Consider the following 17,714-nt stretch of genomic DNA (forward strand, 5'->3'; position numbering starts at 1 on the left):
CGGGGGTCGATGGCTCCGCGTAGGATCTGTTATTTTAAAGATACGACTCGCTGACGCTGACCGTGATGATCGACCTCTAGCGAACAGGGCTGACATCCAGAACGGTCGAGCATGGATGGCAGAATATCACTCTCAGTCCTGCGAACCCCCACCATGACCAAACGGCTCGGCGAATGGCATGAACGCCGACCGGAACGTCATGGCCGCTCGCTCGCTCGCTCGCTCGCTCGCCCGCGGTCGGTCGGGGTACACTCGCGCGATACCGAATTTAGACCACGGTGATGACAATGCCATCGCGCCCCATCCTGCTGTCGTTGCTGACTGCCGCCCTGTGGATGACCGGATTCGTCCTTCCTGTCTCCGTCGAGGCCGCGCCGGACTGTCAGTCGGGCGGACAGGTTCGCGTCTGGACCGCGCCGCTGCGCGCCCTCCCCGGAGAACCGCTAGAGGTGCTGGCGGTCGCGACCGACGGCGCGCTGGATCGGCTGCTCGTCACCGATCCCGCGGGCCGTCGGACCGACCTGCGGAGCGTCGAGAACGGCGGACCGCCCTGGTCGCTCTACGGCACGCAGTTTCGCCCCAGCGCGGGAACCTATCGCATCGAGGCGATCCGCAACGGTCGGGTAGTCGCCTGCGCCGAGGCCGAGGTCGGGGGGGCGGCGGGAGAGCGGAGCGGCGGCGAATGGGATCTGGCGACCGAGGCGCTCTACTCGGCCTGGATCGAACGTCTGTTCGACGCACCGCCCGACCAATCCATGAGCTTCGACTCGCTGGCGCCCCTGCTGGGCGATCCCGAGCGAAATTTTTTGTACAACTATCTGGGCGCGAGCGAGGACAACCGGCTCCCCGCCGAACCGGACTGCGCCGACCTGCCTTATTTTTTGCGCGGCTATTTCGCCTGGAAGCTGGGCCTGCCCGTCGCCTATCGTGCCTGTAGCCGCGGCAGTCGCAACAGCCCGCCGCGTTGCGAACAGCCGATCGTTGAGGGACGTTTTACCGCCGCTCCCGCGCCGGCCGCTACCTTCCGGGAGGCCAGCCGGCGAATCGTCGACACGGTCCACTCCGGCAGCGCTCGAACGGGCCTGGGGGACGAGGCCACGGACTTCTATCCGGTTCCGCTCACGCGCGCGAGCCTGTGGCCCGGCACGGTCTATGCCGACCCCTACGGCCACATCCTGGTGGTGGTCAAGTGGATCGCCCCGCGCGGCGGACAAAGCGGACTCCTGCTCGCGGTCGACGCCCAGCCGGACAACTCGGTGACCCGCAAGCGTTTCTGGGAGGGCACCTTCCTGTTCGCCCAGACTCCGAGCAGCGGTCCCGGTTTCAAGGCCTTTCGGCCGCTGGTGCGGAGCGCGTCGGGCGTGCGCGCACTGCCCAACCGGGCGCTCGATGGCGCATCCGGTCTGCCGCCCTATTCCACCGAACAGGCCGCGCTTGCGCCCGCCGATTTTTATGCGCGCATGGAGCAACTCATCAACCCCGCCGGGCTCGCGCCCGAGAACGCTTACGCGTCGACCCTGGCGGCGCTGATGGAGCAGCTTGAGACCCGCCTGACCTCGGTGGACAACGGCGAGACCTTCATGCGCGCACGTCCCGCCACCGTCCCCATGCCCAGCGGTCCGGCCATCTTCGAGACCACCGGCCCTTGGGAGGACTACGCGACCCCCTCGCGCGACATGCGTCTGCTGATCGCCATGAAGGTGCTGGAAGGTCTGCCCGAGCGCATCCGCCGCTATCCGCGACTCTACGTCCTGCAGGGCATGAGCCCGGAGAGCGCCTCCGCGCGGATTGAACAGATCCATGACCGGCGTCTCGACGAACGGTTCATCACCTACAGGCGCAGCGACGGCAGCCCCTGGCGGCTCAGTCTCCGGGAGATCTATGCCCGCCGTCCGGGGCTGGAAGTGGGTTATAACCCCAACGATTGCATCGAGCGTCGCTGGGGCGCTTCAGCGGACACCCCGGACGGCGCCACTTGCCGCCGGCGGGCGCCGGCCGATCAGCGGGCGCGCATGGAGGAATACCGACCTTGGTTCCGCGATACCGTCAGACCGCCGAGGTAGCGCGGCGTCATCCGCCATCGTAGGAGCCCGCTTGCGGGCGACATGACCTTCCACAAGCCTTTGGATTTTGCCAATCCCCGTGTCCGCAAGTAAACCCGTAGGCCCGCAAGTCGCCCGCAAGCGGGCTCCTACGTCAAAATGAGAATTGCCGTGATGGTTGGGCCGAGATTGTTTTTGCAACGAATCGGTGTCAGTATTTTATACAGTTTTTAGTCGGCTCCAGCCATTCGTATCCAGATTTTGTGTCGATCTCAAAGCAAAACGACATCGCGCTGTAAAGCAGCATGTACATTTTTCTCTTTTTGAGGATGCCGCCAAGATGAAAGCACGGAGCCCTTTGTGGAAGACGGGAACGCTGTTGACCGCGCTGAGTCTCGTCGCGCCAGCAAGTTCGGCATTGACGTTCAATTTTACCGATGCTGGCGGCGTGGCGGCCGGAAGCGCCGCCGCTCTCGGCTTTCAGGCCGCTGCGGATCTCTGGTCGAGCCTGTTCACCGATGACGTGACGGTTAACATCGAGGTTGGTTTCACCGATCTTGGCGCGGGGATTCTCGGGCAGTCGTCTTCAACGCATGCCTTGGTGTCGTATGACAGTTTTCGGAACGCTCTGACAGCGGACCAAACGTCTGTCTTCGATGCTGCGGCGGTTTCCAACCTGCCGACCGGCTCCAGCGTTCCTCTTTGGGTCAACTACACCGCCAACAATCCGAATGGTTCGGGCGGCGCCGCCTCTTATCTGGACAACGACGGCGACGACAATAATTCCTGGATCAATCTGACCGCCGCCAATGCCAAGGCGCTAGGTTTTAATGTTGGTTCCGGACTCGACGCGCGGATCAGCTTTAGCACTGCTTTTAACTGGGATTTTGACGATTCGGATGGGATTTCGAGTAGTTACTTCGACTTTATTGGAATCGCCGCGCATGAAATGGGTCACGCCCTGGGCTTTATCAGCGGCGTCGATATCCTGGATATCAATTCGCCGAACGGCACAACTTATTATGATGATGACGAATTTATTTTCGTCAGCACGCTGGATCTGTTCCGCTATTCGACCGAGAGTCTGGCTCAGGATGCCCTCGACTGGAGCGCCGACAAGCGCGACAAATATTTTTCGATCGACGGCGGTAACACCCCGCTTGCCAGTTTCGCGACCGGCAAGACCCACGGCGACGGCCGACAGGCAAGCCACTGGAAGGACAAGCAGGGATTGGGCCTGATGGACCCCACGGCGGCTCCCGGCGAATACTTGCAAATCACCGACTACGATCTCCTGGCATTCGATGTGATCGGTTGGGATTTGAATCTGGAACCGATCCCCGCGCCGGGCAGTCTGGCGCTGATGCTGGCCGGAGTCGCCGGAATTGGAGGGAGTCTGCGCCGTCGGCCGGAGCGATCAAGGTAAGGTTTCGACAAACCGCAATACTGGGGGGCGGGCGTCTCGCTCGCCAGACGGGCCAGAGGCTCGCTCCCTGTCGCCAAGCCGCGAGTCCGGCTGGAGACGATTTCCGGTACAGTTCGGGCAATCGTTTTTCTCCACGGGACTATCGAGATGATGTGGGATGCCTGGCTCGCCATCGCGACGGTGGCGTTCGTGATCGGGTCGCTTGCGCTGACCAAACTCGCCGCCGATCTGTTGCTGGTCGCGGGCGTGACCTTCCTGCTGCTGACCGGCGTCCTCACTCCCGCCGAGGCGCTGGCCGGACTGTCCAACGAGGGCGTGGTCACGGTCGCCGTTCTCTACGTGGTGGCCGCAGGTCTGCGAGAGACCGGCGCGATGGCCTGGCTCGCGCAGGGCGTCCTGGGTCGGCCCAAAACGCTCGCGCGCGCGCAGTTCCGACTGATGGCACCGGTCATGAGCATGAGCGCCTTTCTCAACAACACGCCGGTCGTGGCCATGTTTCTGCCGGCGGTCAACGACTGGGCGCGACGTAACCGGCTGCCCATCTCCAAACTGCTGATCCCGCTCAGCTATGCCTCGATCCTCGGCGGTACCTGCACGCTCATCGGCACCAGCACCAATCTGGTGGTGAACGGGCTGATGATCGAGCACGGCGGGCTAGCGGGCCTGGGCATGTTCGACATCGCCTGGGTGGGTCTTCCGGCTGCGTTGGTCGGCATGCTCTACCTGGCCTTCTTCGGACGCTGGCTGCTGCCGGACCGTAAACCGGTGATGAGCGACCTGGACGACCCGCGCGAATACACGGTCGAGATGCTGGTGGAGCCGGACAGTCCGCTCGCCGGCAAGACCATCGAAGGGGCTGGACTGCGTCATCTGCCCGGCATGTATCTGCTGGAACTCGAACGCGACGGCGAGGTGCTGCCCGCCATCGCGCCCCATCAGCGGCTTCAGTCCAATGATCGGCTGGTGTTCGTGGGCGTGGTGGACTCGGTACTGGATCTCCAGCGCTTTCGCGGTCTGGTGCCCGCCGGCGATCAGGTCTTCAAGCTCGATGTGCCGCGCCCGGAACGCTGTCTGACGGAGGCGGTGGTCTCGGACAGTTGCCCGCTGATCGGCAAGAGCATCCGCGAGGGGCGTTTCCGCAATCGCTACGATGCCGCCGTGATTGCGGTCGCGCGCAACGGCGAGCGCATTCGGGGCAAGATCGGCGATATCGTGCTGCGGCCGGGCGATACGCTGCTGATGGAAGCGGACCCCGGCTTTGCCGACCGTCAGCATAATTCGCGCGATTTCTTTCTGGTCAGCCGGGTTCCCGATTCCCGGCCGCTGCGTCAAAATCGGGCGCTGATTGCCATCGCCATCCTCGCGGCGATGGTACTGACCGTGACCCTGGAGTGGCTGCCCATGCTGCAGGCGTCGATGGCCGCCGCCGGTCTCATGTTGGCGACCCGTTGTCTCAACAGCGGCGAGGCGCGGGCCGCCGTGGACTGGAAGGTGTTGATCGCCATCGCGGCTTCTTTCGCGCTGGGATTCGCCCTGGAAAAAACCGGCGCCGCGCGCTTCATCGCCGAAAATATGGTTCAGTTCGCCCAGGGCGATCCTTGGGTCACGCTGGCGGTGGTCTATCTCGTTACCATGCTGTTTACCGAGCTGATCACGAACAATGCCGCCGCCGTGCTCATGTTTCCGATCGCGCTCTCGACCAGTCAGGCGCTTGGGGTGAGTTTCATGCCCTTCGCCATCGCGATCATGATGGCCGCTTCCGCTAGTTTTTCCACGCCGATCGGCTATCAGACCAATCTGATGGTCTATGGACCTGGAGGTTATCGGTTTTCGGATTATTTCCGGATTGGCATTCCGCTCAATCTGCTGATGGCGGTGCTGACGATCACGATTGCGCCGCTGGTCTGGCGCTTTTGATCGGTCAAGTCGTTGAGCGGAGGCCGCATTGGCTCTGGGGTTGAATTAGCAACTGCTGATACCATGCTACCGACAACGCTTTCATGCCCTGGACGTTCCAACGCCCCGTTTGGCGAACGTCCCCAAACTTTTGCGATTCCGGCCGGGCCGGTCGCCTTTTCAGTCACTGGAGTACCCCATGTCCGAACCCACGAAAGAAGCCATCGAAGCCGCCATCAAGGAATATAAAGAGCCGCATTTGGGCCGCGATCTGATCGCGGCGCATTCCATCAAGGACATCGCCATCGACGGTGGCCAGGTGCGGGTCAAGGTCGTGCTGGGTTTTCCGGCCAAGGGCGTTCAGGAGGCCATCGCCGCGGCGGTCAAGGAAAAAGTGATGGGCGTCGCGGGCGTGAACACGGCCGTGGTCGAGGTGAGCTGGGAGATCAAGGCCCATTCGGTGCAGAAGTCGCTCAAGCCGATCGACAACGTCAAGAACATCATCGCCGTCGCCTCCGGCAAGGGCGGCGTGGGCAAGTCCACCACCGCCGTCAATCTGGCCCTGGCCCTTTCCGCCGAGGGCGCGACCGTCGGTATTCTGGACGCGGACATTTATGGCCCGTCCCAGCCGCGCATGCTCGGGATCACCGGCAAGCCGGAGTCGAAGGACGGCAAAAGCCTGGAGCCGATGAACAGCTATCATCTCCAGGCGATGTCGATCGGCTTTCTGATCGACGAGGAAACCCCGATGATCTGGCGCGGACCCATGGTCACCCAGGCGCTGGAACAGTTGCTGAACGACACCAATTGGGCCGATCTGGATTATCTCGTCATCGACCTGCCGCCGGGCACCGGCGACACTCAGTTGACGCTGGCCCAGAAGGTTCCGGTCTCCGGCGCGATCATCGTCACCACGCCCCAGGATATTGCCCTGCTGGATGCCCGCAAGGGGCTGAAGATGTTCCAGAAAGTCGAGGTTCCGGTGCTCGGGATCGTCGAGAACATGAGCATTCACATCTGCTCCAAGTGCGGTCATGAAGAGCCGATCTTCGGTTCCGGAGGCGGTCAGAGCATGTCGGACCAGTACGGAGTGGATCTGCTCGGCTCGTTGCCGCTGGAACTGCACATCCGCGAGGAGACCGACAGCGGCAAGCCGACCGTGGTGGCTCAACCCGAGTCGCGCGCGACCGAAATCTATCGCGAGATCGCCCGCAAGACCGCCGCCAAGCTGTCGTTGCAGGCCAAGGATTACGCCGCCAAGTTCCCACGCATCGTGATTCAGAACAACTGAGCGGTTGCGCTGATTTGACTCGGCGATGCGATGCCAGACACGGTTTAACTGAAGGAGCACCAGGCATGTCATGTCCGCGCTGCCAAACGCTTCCGCTCACGCCCGATGCGCGGGGCAACCTGTTACTCACTTTCGCCGTGCGCGAGTTGCTGGACAAGATGGTCGGTTTCCTGGATGACCAGTCCGCCCGCTACCAGACAGAGCAGATGGTCGTTACGCTCCCGGATGCGAGTTTGGCCGACTTTCTCGCCCTTGTCCGCAACTCCGGTTTTTTTAATCAACTGGAGTACCAGGGGATCTCCGCGCTGTTGCTGGCCGCTGACGAGACGCTAACCTTTCAGGCGTTTACCCGCGCTCGCACCCTGGATCGCTGGTTTGGTCTGGTGGATTCGCAACGTTTACTCGACATCCTCGAACACAAGCGATTCACGGCCTGGTTTCAGCCCATTCTGGCGTCCGATACGGGTGTCACGATCGGTTACGAAGCCCTGCTGCGAGGTCGGAACGCGGATGGTACCCTGATGTTTCCGGGGGAGATTTTCCGGATGGCCACGGAGAACGATCTGCTGTTTCAGGTGGATCGCCAGGCGCGCGAAATGGCGCTGCATTGCGCGGCCGCCGCCGGGATCGTCGGTCGACTGTTCATTAATTTCGTGCCCACGGCGATCTACGATCCGGTGCACTGTCTGCGCAGTACGGTTGGCTGGGCGAAGAGCCTTGGGTTCGATCCTTCGCGCATCGTCTTCGAGGTTGTGGAGACGGAACGTATCGTCGATATCGACCATTTGAAGCGCATCCTCGATTTTTATCGCTCCGCAGGCTATCAGGTCGCCCTGGACGATGTCGGAAGCGGTTATGCCTCGCTCAATCTGCTGACTCTGCTCCAGCCTGACATCATCAAGATCGACATGGATCTGGTCAGGGGCATTCACGCCGACCAGCGGCGGCAGGCGGTGTTCAAAGCGCTCGTTGGCATCGCTCGCGATTTGAAGATTCTGGTTCTGGCCGAAGGCGTCGAAACCGAGGACGAACTCGCTTACGTTGTGCGCGAGGGCGCGGATATGGTGCAGGGTTATCTCTTCGCCCGGCCGGCTCCGATTCCTTCGGCGCTCTCGATTCCGTCTTCATGGCCGGTAGGAACGGGCCGGACCTGACACTATGAACGATTGACTTTGCTCGCCGCGCGCCAGCGTTGTACCCTCACCGGCTGTTTTCATGAGAGGTGCCCGATGGCCATCAAATCCGACCGCTGGATCCGCCGCATGGCCGAGCAGGGGATGATCGAACCCTTCGAGCCCGGACAGGTGCGCGAGGGCGAGAATGGGCGCGTGATTTCCTACGGCACGTCGAGCTATGGCTACGATGTCCGCTGCGCCGACGAATTCAAGATCTTCACCAATATCAATTCGGCCATCGTCGATCCCAAAAATTTCGATTCCAACGGATTCGTCGATCTCAAGTCCGATGTCTGCATCATTCCGCCCAACTCCTTCGCGCTTGCCAGAACCATTGAGTATTTTCGTGTTCCACGGAATACTTTATTGATTTGTTTGGGAAAAAGCACGTATGCACGCTGCGGAATTATAGTAAATGTGACCCCATTGGAACCAGAATGGGAAGGCCATGTCACCCTGGAATTCTCCAACACCACGCCGCTTCCCGCGAAAATTTACGCCAATGAAGGCGTGGCGCAGATTCTCTTTCTTGAATCGGACGAGATTTGCGAAACATCCTATAAAGACCGTGGCGGCAAATATCAGGGTCAGCGCGGCGTGACCTTGCCGAAATCCTGACACCATGATCGCGTCAGACGCCTCGGCAGGCGCGGTTGTCGCGACCCTTGCGTCTCCTGCCGCGCCGGTCGAGCGCAGTCATGACCTTTGACCGACCCACTCGACTCTTCGTCATCCTCGGCGGCTTCTTCGTCTGCAATGCGTTGATCGCCGAGTTTCTGGGCGTGAAGATCTTCGCGCTGGAGGACACCCTTGGACTGGCGCCCTTCGACTGGAATCTGTTCGGGCAGTCCGGGTCGCTGAGTTTCACGGCGGGCGTGCTGCTGTGGCCGGTGGTGTTCCTTATGACGGACATCATCAATGAGTATTTCGGACGGCGCGGGGTGCGCTTTCTCTCCTACCTGACGGTCGGACTGATTCTCTACGCCTTCGCCTTCGCCTATCTAGCGATCGCACTGGCTCCCGCCAGTTGGTGGGTGGGGATTCAGGCCGAGCAGGGCGTGCCGGACATGCAGGCGGCCTTCGGCGTGATCTTCGGTCAAGGGATGTGGATCATCGCCGGTTCGGTGATCGCCTTTCTGATCGGTCAGATCGTCGATGTGACCATCTTCCATCGGATCCGGCGGATCACGGGGAGTCGCTATGTGTGGGCGCGGGCGACGGGGTCGACGCTGGTGTCGCAGTTGATCGACAGTTTCGTGGTGCTCTACATCGCCTTTGTGCTGGGACCGCAGCAATGGTCCATGGAACTCTTTCTGGCGGTGGGGACGGTCAACTATCTCTATAAATTCGTCGTCGCCATCGCGCTGACGCCTTTGATCTATCTGGGGCGTTCTCTGATCGACCGCTATCTGGGACCGGAGCTTGCGCGGGCATTGACCGAGCGGGCGGCCGGGCGCGAGGGTTTCGCTGAGAAATGAATCACAAAAGCCGTCTCGCAGGGGGATGGTTGTCGTGATCGTGGGCTAAAATTCAGTGAATACCATAGATTAAATCGAGGGTGCGACCATGTTGCTGTCAGGTGCGAGCCAAGCGGGAATGCGGGGGATTCAGAACGGCATGGAGGGCTTGCGCGCTAACGCGTCCGAACTGGCCAGCGCCAGACAGATGGACGGAAGCGCCGCGCGCGACATCAGCAAGCCTCTGGTGGAGCAAACGCAGAATGTCCAGCAGGTCGAGGCATCGGCGAAAGTCTTGAGCGCCAGCGACGAGATGATCGGACGCCTGATCCACGAGATCGCCTAGCCTGGATTGCTCGCCGGCACGGGTTGTTGAAGTCCGTTCCCGGAGACGTGATCGTAGAGTTGCAGCATGCGGTCGGCGAGTACCGGGGCCGACCAGGAGCGCGCGTGCTGGACGGCTTCGCGCGACAGAACCTCGCGCAGGACCGGATCCGTGAGAAGACGCACGGCCTTGGCGGCGAAATCGTCCTCATCCTCCTCCGCGATGAGCGATCCCAAACCCCCTGCCAGAACCTCCTTGGTTCCCATCACCGCGGTCGAGACGATCGGGACGCCCAGCGCCATGGCCTCCAGCAAAACCAACCCCTGGGTCTCGGTGCGCGAGGCGAACACGAAGGCCGAACCGGCGCAGTAGCAATCTTCCAGACTGCCGTCCCGATCGAGATAGCCGGTGAACAGCGTGTGATCGCTCAGTCCCAACGCCTGCACCTGAGCCGCGAGCTGAGATCGGGCGGGGCCTTCCCCGGCGATGACCAGCAGCACGTCGGGTACCTGCTTCTTGATGCGCGCGAGCGCCCGCAGGATAAAATCGATATTTTTTTCGAAGGCGAGACGGCTCACATGCACCAGAACCGGTCGCTCGGGCGGAATCCGGTAGCGTGCGCGGAAGCGCATGCCGTCGCCCTGGCTGAATTGAATCAGTTCGATCCCGGTCGGAATCACCCTGGCCGGCGTCTTGACGCCATAGCGCGACAGAATATCCAGCATGGCCTGCGAGGGCACCGCCAGGGCGTCGACATCGTTGCACTGCGCCGCGGAGAAATAGCGTGCCGCTCGCTGGAGCCAGCTTGACGGAACGAAGGAGACATAGTGATGAAGATACTGCTCGAAAAAGGTGTGGTAGCTTTCGATCACGGGGATGCCAAGCCGTTTGGCGAGTCCGAGACCGGTGTAGTGCGCGAAAAAGGGCGTATGGATGTGCACCAGATCGAAGCCGCGGCGTTCGAGGTCGGCATCGTGGCGACGAATCTGACGGGGCCGCAGCATGCGGTCCTCGGGGTCGACGGGAAGGTAGCGCGAGGGGATGCGCAGGATTTCAAAGGGTTCCGGCGCGTCTTGGCCGTAATCCGGCGCGATCAGGGTGACCTCATGGCCCTTGCCGACAAACTCCCTCGCGAAGGTCTGGATGGACGTCGAAACGCCGGTGATGCGGGGGAAATAGACATCCGAGATCATCAAAACGCGCATAGGGTGAGTCACGGTCAACCGGCAAAGTCCGTGATGATAACCTTAGCGAATCGATATTCGCATCTAAATGAAGGAAAGATGACATGAACGATGGGTTAAAACCGGGAACGAACGTGTTGGCGGCAAGTCTGGCGTTGGTTCTTCTGGCCTTGCCGGCAGGCTGGGCAGGCGCCGGGACAGAGGGCGCGACGACGGTTCCCGCACTCTGGGGCTATGGCGTCAAGCCCTGCTCCGCCTTTCTCGCGACCGCGCCAGTGGACGCGATGTCGACTCCCATCGCCGACGAAGACTACCGGCGGTATCGTGAATGGCTGGCCGGTCTGGTGACCGGACTCAACCTCGCGACCGGCCGCGACGTACTGCGCGACGCCGAACTGGACGCCGCGATGCTGCGCATTCGGACGATCTGCAAGGACCATCCAGAGGACGATTTTTTCAATGCCAGTTTGCGTCTGGTGCGTTCGCTGGGGCAGCTGAGCGGGAAGTGAGTGAGTCGTTACCGCGGGAACGAGGCGGGTTCGCGCGGTGTCTCTGTCATAAAATGGTCATCAACTCATCATATTATGTGCATCAGCCACGATCACAATACAGCCTCGCTGTTTCAACGATCTTCTGGGAGACACTTTGATGAACAAGACTCTGATCGCCTCCGCCGTCCTGCTGGCGGCCGGCTCGCTCTCGACTCAGGCCATGGCCCGCGACACCATCAACATTGTCGGCTCCTCGACGGTGTTCCCTTTCTCCACTGCGGTTGCAGAGACCTTTGGGCGCACCATGGGTTATAAAACCCCCAAGGTTGAGTCCACCGGCACAGGCGGTGGCATGAAGCTTTTCTGCGCCGGCGTGGGCGTGGATCATCCGGATATCACCAATGCCTCGCGCCGCATGAAGGCATCCGAGTTCGAGAACTGCCAGAAAGCTGGCGCGAAGGAGATCACCGAGGTCAAGATCGGCTTCGACGGCATCGCCATCGCGAATTCTAAAAAGGCACCCCAGCTCGATTTGACGCTGAAGGATATCTTTCTGGCGCTCGCCAAGGATGTCCCGGATGCCAGCGGCAAAATCGTCCCCAATCCGTACAAGACCTGGAAGGACGTGAATTCTGCCCTCCCGGATGCCAAGATCGAGGTTCTGGGTCCGCCGCCGACCTCTGGCACCCGCGACGCCTTCGTCGAATTGGCAATGGAAGGCGGTTGCAACAGCATTCCCGAGATCAAGGCGCTGAAGAAGAGCGACGAGAAGAAGCATAAGGCCATCTGCGGTGGTATCCGCGAGGACGGCGCTTATATCGAGGCTGGCGAGAACGATAACCTGATCGTGCAGAAGCTCGCGTCCAACAAGAACGCTCTGGGCATTTTTGGTTACAGCTTCCTCGACCAGAACACCGATAAGGTGCAGGGTTCCAAGATCGCCGGCGTCGAGCCAACCTACGAGACCATCTCCGATGGGTCTTATCCGGTGTCGCGCTCGATCTATTTCTATGTCAAGAACGCGCATGTCGGGACCATCCCCGGCATCAAGCAGTTCGTCACCGAATTCACCAGCGACAAGGCCTGGGGTCCCGAGGGTTATCTGGCCGACAAAGGTCTGATCTCGCTGCCCGATGCCGAACGCGCCAGTGTCGCCAAGTCCGCTCAGGCGCTGGAGCCCATGTCCAAGCCGGAATAATCACGGATCGCCCGACCAGGCGAGGTAGGGAACGCCCCGCAAGCTGCCGCGGACCGCGCGCGGTCCACGGCTTTCAATGGTTTCACCAAGCGGAATTTCGATGTACGCCTGGATCCTCATTCTCATGCTGCTCGCGGTCATGGCCGTGGCTTACCAATTGGGCATTAAGCGCGCCGTCTCCAGCGTTGGCGGTCTGACCCAAATTAATGCACTCCATTCGCTGCCATCTTATTACGGCCTTTATGCCGCGCTCTGGGCCGGCATTCCAGCCCTCCTGCTCATGGGGTTGTGGATCGGGTTTCAAGATCAGATCGTCACCAGTCTGGTCACCGCCAATCTGTCCCCGGACATGCTTGAGGGTCAGTCTTCCGGGCGCATCGACCTGATCCTCAACGACATCAAGAACCTGGCGACTGGCAACATCGTGTCGGCCACCGTGACTCCGGAGGTCCAGGCTGCCGCCGATCAGTACGCGCGGCTTGAACGCATCGCCACCTGGTCCATGTGGCTAGCCGTGCTGGCCGTAGCGCTTGGCGGCATGGCGTACGCTTGGAGGAAAACCGGACCCCAGATGCGCGCCCGCAATCGGGTCGAATCCATCTTTCTGGCGATCATGATCGTGTTTTCGTCGATTGCGATTCTGACGACCCTGGGGATCGTGCTCTCGGTTCTGTTCGAGTCACTGCGGTTCTTTGACATGGTCTCGCCGGTCGAATTTTTCCTTGGCACCAACTGGAGCCCGCAGATCGCGTTGCGTGCCGATCAAGTCGGCGCGACCGGTGCCTTCGGCGCCATCCCGCTCTTCACCGGGACGCTGATGGTTTCGCTGATCGCCATGCTGGTGGCTGTGCCCATCGGTCTGATGTCCGCGATCTACCTGTCCGAGTATGCCCCGCGCAATGTGCGCGCGGTGGCCAAGCCGGTGATTGAGATTCTGGCCGGCATTCCGACCGTGGTGTATGGTTTCTTCGCCGCCTTGACCGTGGCGCCGGCGATCCGCGATCTTGGTGTCTCGCTCGGACTGGAAGTCGCCTCCGAGAGTGCCCTGGCGGCTGGACTGGTCATGGGTATCATGATCATCCCCTTCGTGTCTTCCCTGTCGGACGACGTGATCAACGCGGTGCCCCAGTCCATGCGCGACGGCTCATACGCCTTAGGCGCGACTCAGTCCGAGACCATCCGCCGGGTGATCGTGCCCGCCGCGCTGCCCGGCATCGTCGGCGGCATCCTGCTTGCCGTCTCGCGGGCGATCGGCGAAACCATGATCGTGGTAATGGCCGCAGGCATGGCCGCTAACCTGACCGCCAATCCGCTCGAGAGCGTGACCACGGTGACGGTGCAGATCGTGACCCTGCTGACCGGCGACCAGGAATTCGATAGCGCTAAGACGCTTGCGGCCTTCGCGCTGGGTCTGACGCTCTTTCTGGTGACCCTGTCACTCAATATCGTCGCCTTGTCGATCGTGCGTAAATATCGGGAGCAATATGAGTAATCCAGCCGCTATCCTGCCCGGTGTTCAGCCGCGCCGGACCATCGATATCGTCAACGCATCGCTGAAACGGCGCTATGCTCGGGAGCGCCGTTTCCGGCTGATTGGCGCCATCGCGGTTGGTCTCGGATTGGCATTCGTCGTCCTGTTGTTCGCCGATATCGTCAGCAAGGGCTATACAGCCTTTCAGCAGACCTACATTCGCCTGCCAGTCACGCTCACGGCCAGCGTCATCGATCCCGCAGGCACCAGGGACATGGAGTCAATTGCCGGCGCGAATTACAGTAAACTGATCAGGGATGCGCTGCGTCAGCAGTTTCCCGAGGTCACGGATCGTAGCGAACTGCGCCGGCTCTATTCGATACTGAGCGTTGGCGCTCCCCAGCTTCTACAAGAACGCGTGATGGAGGATCCCAGCCTGATCGGAACCAGCCAGGAGATCTGGGTGCTGGCCGACGACGATATCGACATGCTGGTCAAGGGTAATATCGACCGCGATGCCGCGCAGGGCGATCGGCGTGTTACGGATGAGGCCATTGGTTGGGTTGGCCAGCTTGAGCAACAGGGACGGATCGAAAAACGCTTTAACACCATCTTTTTCACCCATGGTACCTCGCGCGAGCCGGAGCTGGCCGGGATTGCCGGAGCGCTGATGGGGTCTTTCTACACCCTCACGCTGGCCCTGGCGCTCTCGTTCCCGATCGGCGTGGGTGCCGCGCTCTATCTGGAGGAGTTCGCTCCCAAGAACCGCTGGACCGATCTAATCGAGGTCAACATCAATAATCTCGCGGCGGTGCCATCCATCGTGTTCGGCCTGCTGGGGCTTGCGGTGTTCATCGGCTTCTTCGGCGTTCCGCGTTCCACTCCGTTGGTCGCGGCCATGGTGCTGACCCTCATGACCCTGCCGATCATCATCATCTCCAGCCGTGCGGCGCTGAAATCCGTGCCGCCGTCGATCCGCGAGGCCGCGCTCGGCGTTGGCGCCTCGCCCCTGCAGACCCAGTTCCATCATGTGCTGCCGCTGGCCATGCCCGGCATGCTGACCGGCACGATTCTCGGCATGGCCCACGCGCTGGGCGAGACCGCGCCGCTGCTGATGATCGGCATGATCGCCTTCATCGTCGATGTACCCAGCGGCTTCACCGATTCGGCCACCGTCCTGCCGGTGCAGATCTTCCTGTGGGCGGACAGCCCGGAGCGCGGTTTCGTGGAGCGCACCTCGGCGGCGATCATGGTGCTACTGGCCTTCCTGTTCCTGATGAACTTTGTCGCGGTCATGCTGCGACGCAAATTCGAGCGGCGCTGGTAGATGCCGTCCGCTCAAGGATACAGGTCAATGAATTTCGAGGCACTCATAGAGTCATGAATACGATGGTTGAAGCAATCGATAAAGCGACTGGCGCGATGAGCTCCGCCGAACTGGCGGGCGGACAGCATTCCAGGGCAACGGTCGGCGATTTCACCGCCGCCGATCCGCGCATGGTCTGCCGCGACGTCGATGTCTGGTATGGCAGCAAACAGGCGATCCATGGCGTCAGCCTGGACATCGGCAAGAACGAGGTTGTCTCCATGATCGGCCCCTCGGGCTGCGGCAAATCCACCTTCCTGCGCAGCCTGAACCGAATGAACGACACCATCGTCGGTTGCCGGGTCACGGGTTCGATCCAGCTCGACGGGCAGGAGATCTATGACAAGGGGCTTGATCCGGTCCCCTTGCGAGCCAGGGTCGGGATGGTCTTTCAGAAGCCCAACCCCTTTCCCAAGTCCATCTACGAAAACGTCGCCTATGGACCGCGCATCCATGGCTTGACCAATAACAAGGCGGAACTGGACGAACTGGTCGAGGCCAGTCTGCAAAAGGCCGGCCTCTGGAACGAGGTCAAGGATCGTCTCGACCAGCCCGGCACCGGACTGTCCGGCGGTCAGCAGCAGCGGCTTTGTATCGCGCGCACCATCGCGGTGTCGCCCGAGGTGATCCTGATGGACGAACCCTGTTCGGCGCTGGACCCGATCGCCACCGCCATCGTCGAGGAACTGATCGACGAGTTGCGCCAGAATTTCAGCATCGCCATCGTCACCCACTCGATGCAACAGGCCGCCCGCGTCTCGCAGCGCACCGCCTATTTCCATCTGGGCGATCTGATCGAGGTCGGCGAGACCAATCATATCTTCACCAATCCGCAGCATAAATTGACGGAAGACTACATCACCGGACGGTTTGGCTAATGACAGACACCACTTCCCTCAAGCCGATCGCCGATCTCGCCAGCGGGCATACCGTGCGCCGCTACGATCAGGAACTCGCGAAACTGCGCGGGATCATCCTGGAGATGGGCGAGCGCGTGGTGGAGCAGACGCAGTCCGCCGTGAGGGCGCTGGTGGATCGGGAGGACAGCCAGGCGTTCCGGGTGCTCGACCGTGAACCCCAGATCGATTTTCTGTCGCTCGATGCCGACGAGGAAGTCTTCCTGGTGATTGCGCGCCGCCAGCCCACGGCGGTCGACCTGCGCATCGTCCTGGCCCTGTCCAAGATTGCCGACGACGTGGAGCGCGCGGGCGACAAGGCGGTGCGCATCGCCCGCCAGGCGCTGGAGTTGCGGGATCTGGGTGCCGGTGCCGACCTGCTGTCGGAGGCCTTGAGAGATGCGCTGCGTCAGCTCGACGACAAAGCCTGCTGCATGTTCGAGCGCGGCATCAAGGCCGTGGCCACCTTCGACGTCGCGCTCGCGCTGCATATTTTCGAGGATGAGTCGAGCCTCTATCAGGCCTCCCACGAGGCGCGCAAACTCCTGGGCGAGCAGGATCGAGAGGGTCTGACACCGCGCCAGGCCGTCTGTCTGCTGACCACCGCCCACGCCCTGGAACGCATCGGCAATCACGCCTCCAACATCGCCGAGCAGGTGATTTACGTGGCGCTCGGGCAGGATGTCCGCTACCGCAATCGCGAAATCCTCATCGAGACCCTGCGTCACCACGGGTATTGAACCCGTCACGACGACGGTCGGCCTTGAATCGGGCGTGGCGATTGTGTTTCAGCATTGTCATTCCGCCTCGGACGCCGGACAATCCAAGCCGCGTCCAGGATCGTAACGAGTAAAAAAATCCGTTTAGGTGATTTACGGGAATGACTTTACAGATTTCCGTTCGTCCTGAGCTTGGTCGAAGCCTGTCATGAGCTTGTCGAATGGGACGGGCGGAAATCGCGCTCCGAGACCGACATTGCATCCGTTCATGGTTCGACCCTTCGACGGGCTCAGGACTCACCACGAACGGATGCAATGTCACCACGAAAGTGGGCATGAGCTTTTCCGGAAATCGCCTTGGCAACGACAACGACAATGGCGTCAAGAGTATTCGCGAATGGACTTTTTTTAGCTTACTCATGAACCTTTTCATCGCGAGCTGGCGTTGACACCCTTCACCTTCATCCTAATGACTGGAGATCCGACCATGGCGAACGAGGGCTATCACGAGCCGACCGAAGAACTGTCCGACGAAACCCGCGACATGCACCGGGCCATCATTTCACTGATGGAAGAACTGGAAGCGGTCGACTGGTACAACCAGCGGGTCGATGTCTGCAAGGACGCGGATCTTCAGGCGATCCTGGCGCACAATCGCGACGAAGAGAAGGAGCATGCCGCCATGGTATTGGAATGGATCCGCCGCAAGGATCCAAGCTTCGACAAGGAACTCAAGGATTATCTCTTTACCGACAAGGTCATCGCGCACCATTGATC

General features: G+C 61.2%; 16 protein-coding genes. 15 read left to right on the forward strand and 1 reads right to left on the reverse strand.

The window, feature by feature from the left end:
- The first annotated feature begins 287 nt into the window (after window positions 1-287).
- From THIVI_RS14720 to THIVI_RS14755, 8 genes are all read left to right on the forward strand, one after another.
- Window positions 288-2,063: a hypothetical protein gene (locus THIVI_RS14720; protein ID WP_014779330.1), complete on the forward strand. Its 1,776-nt coding sequence runs from the start codon at window positions 288-290 to the stop codon at window positions 2,061-2,063.
- 187 nt (window positions 2,064-2,250) lie between these two features.
- Window positions 2,251-3,468: an NF038122 family metalloprotease gene (locus THIVI_RS14725; RefSeq protein WP_157174471.1), complete on the forward strand. Its 1,218-nt coding sequence runs from the start codon at window positions 2,251-2,253 to the stop codon at window positions 3,466-3,468.
- A 147-nt stretch (window positions 3,469-3,615) separates the two neighbouring features.
- Window positions 3,616-5,385, forward strand: coding sequence for an SLC13 family permease (locus THIVI_RS14730; RefSeq protein ID WP_014779332.1), 1,770 nt, complete (start codon window positions 3,616-3,618; stop codon window positions 5,383-5,385).
- 178 nt (window positions 5,386-5,563) lie between these two features.
- Window positions 5,564-6,655, forward strand: coding sequence for an iron-sulfur cluster carrier protein ApbC (apbC, locus tag THIVI_RS14735; protein WP_014779333.1), 1,092 nt, complete (start codon window positions 5,564-5,566; stop codon window positions 6,653-6,655).
- 65 nt (window positions 6,656-6,720) lie between these two features.
- Window positions 6,721-7,809, forward strand: a complete 1,089-nt coding sequence (locus THIVI_RS14740) for an EAL domain-containing protein (protein ID WP_014779334.1) — start codon at window positions 6,721-6,723, stop codon at window positions 7,807-7,809.
- A 75-nt stretch (window positions 7,810-7,884) separates the two neighbouring features.
- Entirely contained in the window at window positions 7,885-8,448 is a 564-nt protein-coding gene (gene dcd, locus THIVI_RS14745) for a dCTP deaminase (protein WP_014779335.1), read from the forward strand.
- An 80-nt stretch (window positions 8,449-8,528) separates the two neighbouring features.
- Window positions 8,529-9,308, forward strand: coding sequence for a queuosine precursor transporter (locus tag THIVI_RS14750; RefSeq protein WP_014779336.1), 780 nt, complete (start codon window positions 8,529-8,531; stop codon window positions 9,306-9,308).
- A gap of 88 nt (window positions 9,309-9,396) precedes the next feature.
- Window positions 9,397-9,633, forward strand: coding sequence for a hypothetical protein (locus tag THIVI_RS14755; RefSeq protein ID WP_014779337.1), 237 nt, complete (start codon window positions 9,397-9,399; stop codon window positions 9,631-9,633).
- On the opposite strand, the gene THIVI_RS14760 is transcribed toward THIVI_RS14755, so the two are convergent.
- Window positions 9,630-10,817, reverse strand: a complete 1,188-nt coding sequence (locus THIVI_RS14760) for a glycosyltransferase (RefSeq protein WP_014779338.1) — start codon at window positions 10,815-10,817, stop codon at window positions 9,630-9,632. The two genes, THIVI_RS14755 and THIVI_RS14760, sit on opposite strands and share 4 nt — an antisense overlap.
- Window positions 10,818-10,900: 83 nt before the next feature.
- Between THIVI_RS14760 and THIVI_RS14765 the strand changes: the two genes are divergently transcribed.
- The 7 genes from THIVI_RS14765 (at window position 10,901) to THIVI_RS14795 (ending at window position 17,712) form a co-directional block, all read left to right on the forward strand.
- The gene (locus tag THIVI_RS14765; RefSeq protein WP_014779339.1) at window positions 10,901-11,305 is read left to right on the forward strand and encodes a hypothetical protein; all 405 of its coding nucleotides are present in this window, start codon (window positions 10,901-10,903) and stop codon (window positions 11,303-11,305) included.
- A 139-nt stretch (window positions 11,306-11,444) separates the two neighbouring features.
- Entirely contained in the window at window positions 11,445-12,485 is a 1,041-nt protein-coding gene (locus THIVI_RS14770; RefSeq protein ID WP_014779340.1) for a PstS family phosphate ABC transporter substrate-binding protein, read from the forward strand.
- 100 nt (window positions 12,486-12,585) lie between these two features.
- Window positions 12,586-13,977: a phosphate ABC transporter permease subunit PstC gene (gene pstC / locus THIVI_RS14775; protein ID WP_014779341.1), complete on the forward strand. Its 1,392-nt coding sequence runs from the start codon at window positions 12,586-12,588 to the stop codon at window positions 13,975-13,977.
- Window positions 13,970-15,283, forward strand: a complete 1,314-nt coding sequence (gene pstA, locus THIVI_RS14780; protein ID WP_014779342.1) for a phosphate ABC transporter permease PstA — start codon at window positions 13,970-13,972, stop codon at window positions 15,281-15,283. The genes pstC and pstA overlap by 8 nt, the downstream gene beginning before the upstream one ends.
- A gap of 95 nt (window positions 15,284-15,378) precedes the next feature.
- The gene (pstB, locus tag THIVI_RS14785) at window positions 15,379-16,200 is read left to right on the forward strand and encodes a phosphate ABC transporter ATP-binding protein PstB (protein ID WP_425358601.1); all 822 of its coding nucleotides are present in this window, start codon (window positions 15,379-15,381) and stop codon (window positions 16,198-16,200) included.
- Entirely contained in the window at window positions 16,200-16,958 is a 759-nt protein-coding gene (phoU, locus tag THIVI_RS14790; protein WP_014779344.1) for a phosphate signaling complex protein PhoU, read from the forward strand. The genes pstB and phoU overlap by 1 nt, the downstream gene beginning before the upstream one ends.
- A gap of 466 nt (window positions 16,959-17,424) precedes the next feature.
- A complete protein-coding gene (locus tag THIVI_RS14795; protein ID WP_014779346.1) occupies window positions 17,425-17,712 on the forward strand; it encodes an encapsulin-associated ferritin-like protein in 288 nt (95 codons plus the stop codon).
- Window positions 17,713-17,714: the final 2 nt, after the last annotated feature.

It is taken from the genome of Thiocystis violascens DSM 198 (assembly GCF_000227745.2).
GTDB classification, from domain to species: Bacteria; Pseudomonadota; Gammaproteobacteria; order Chromatiales; family Chromatiaceae; genus Chromatium; species Chromatium violascens.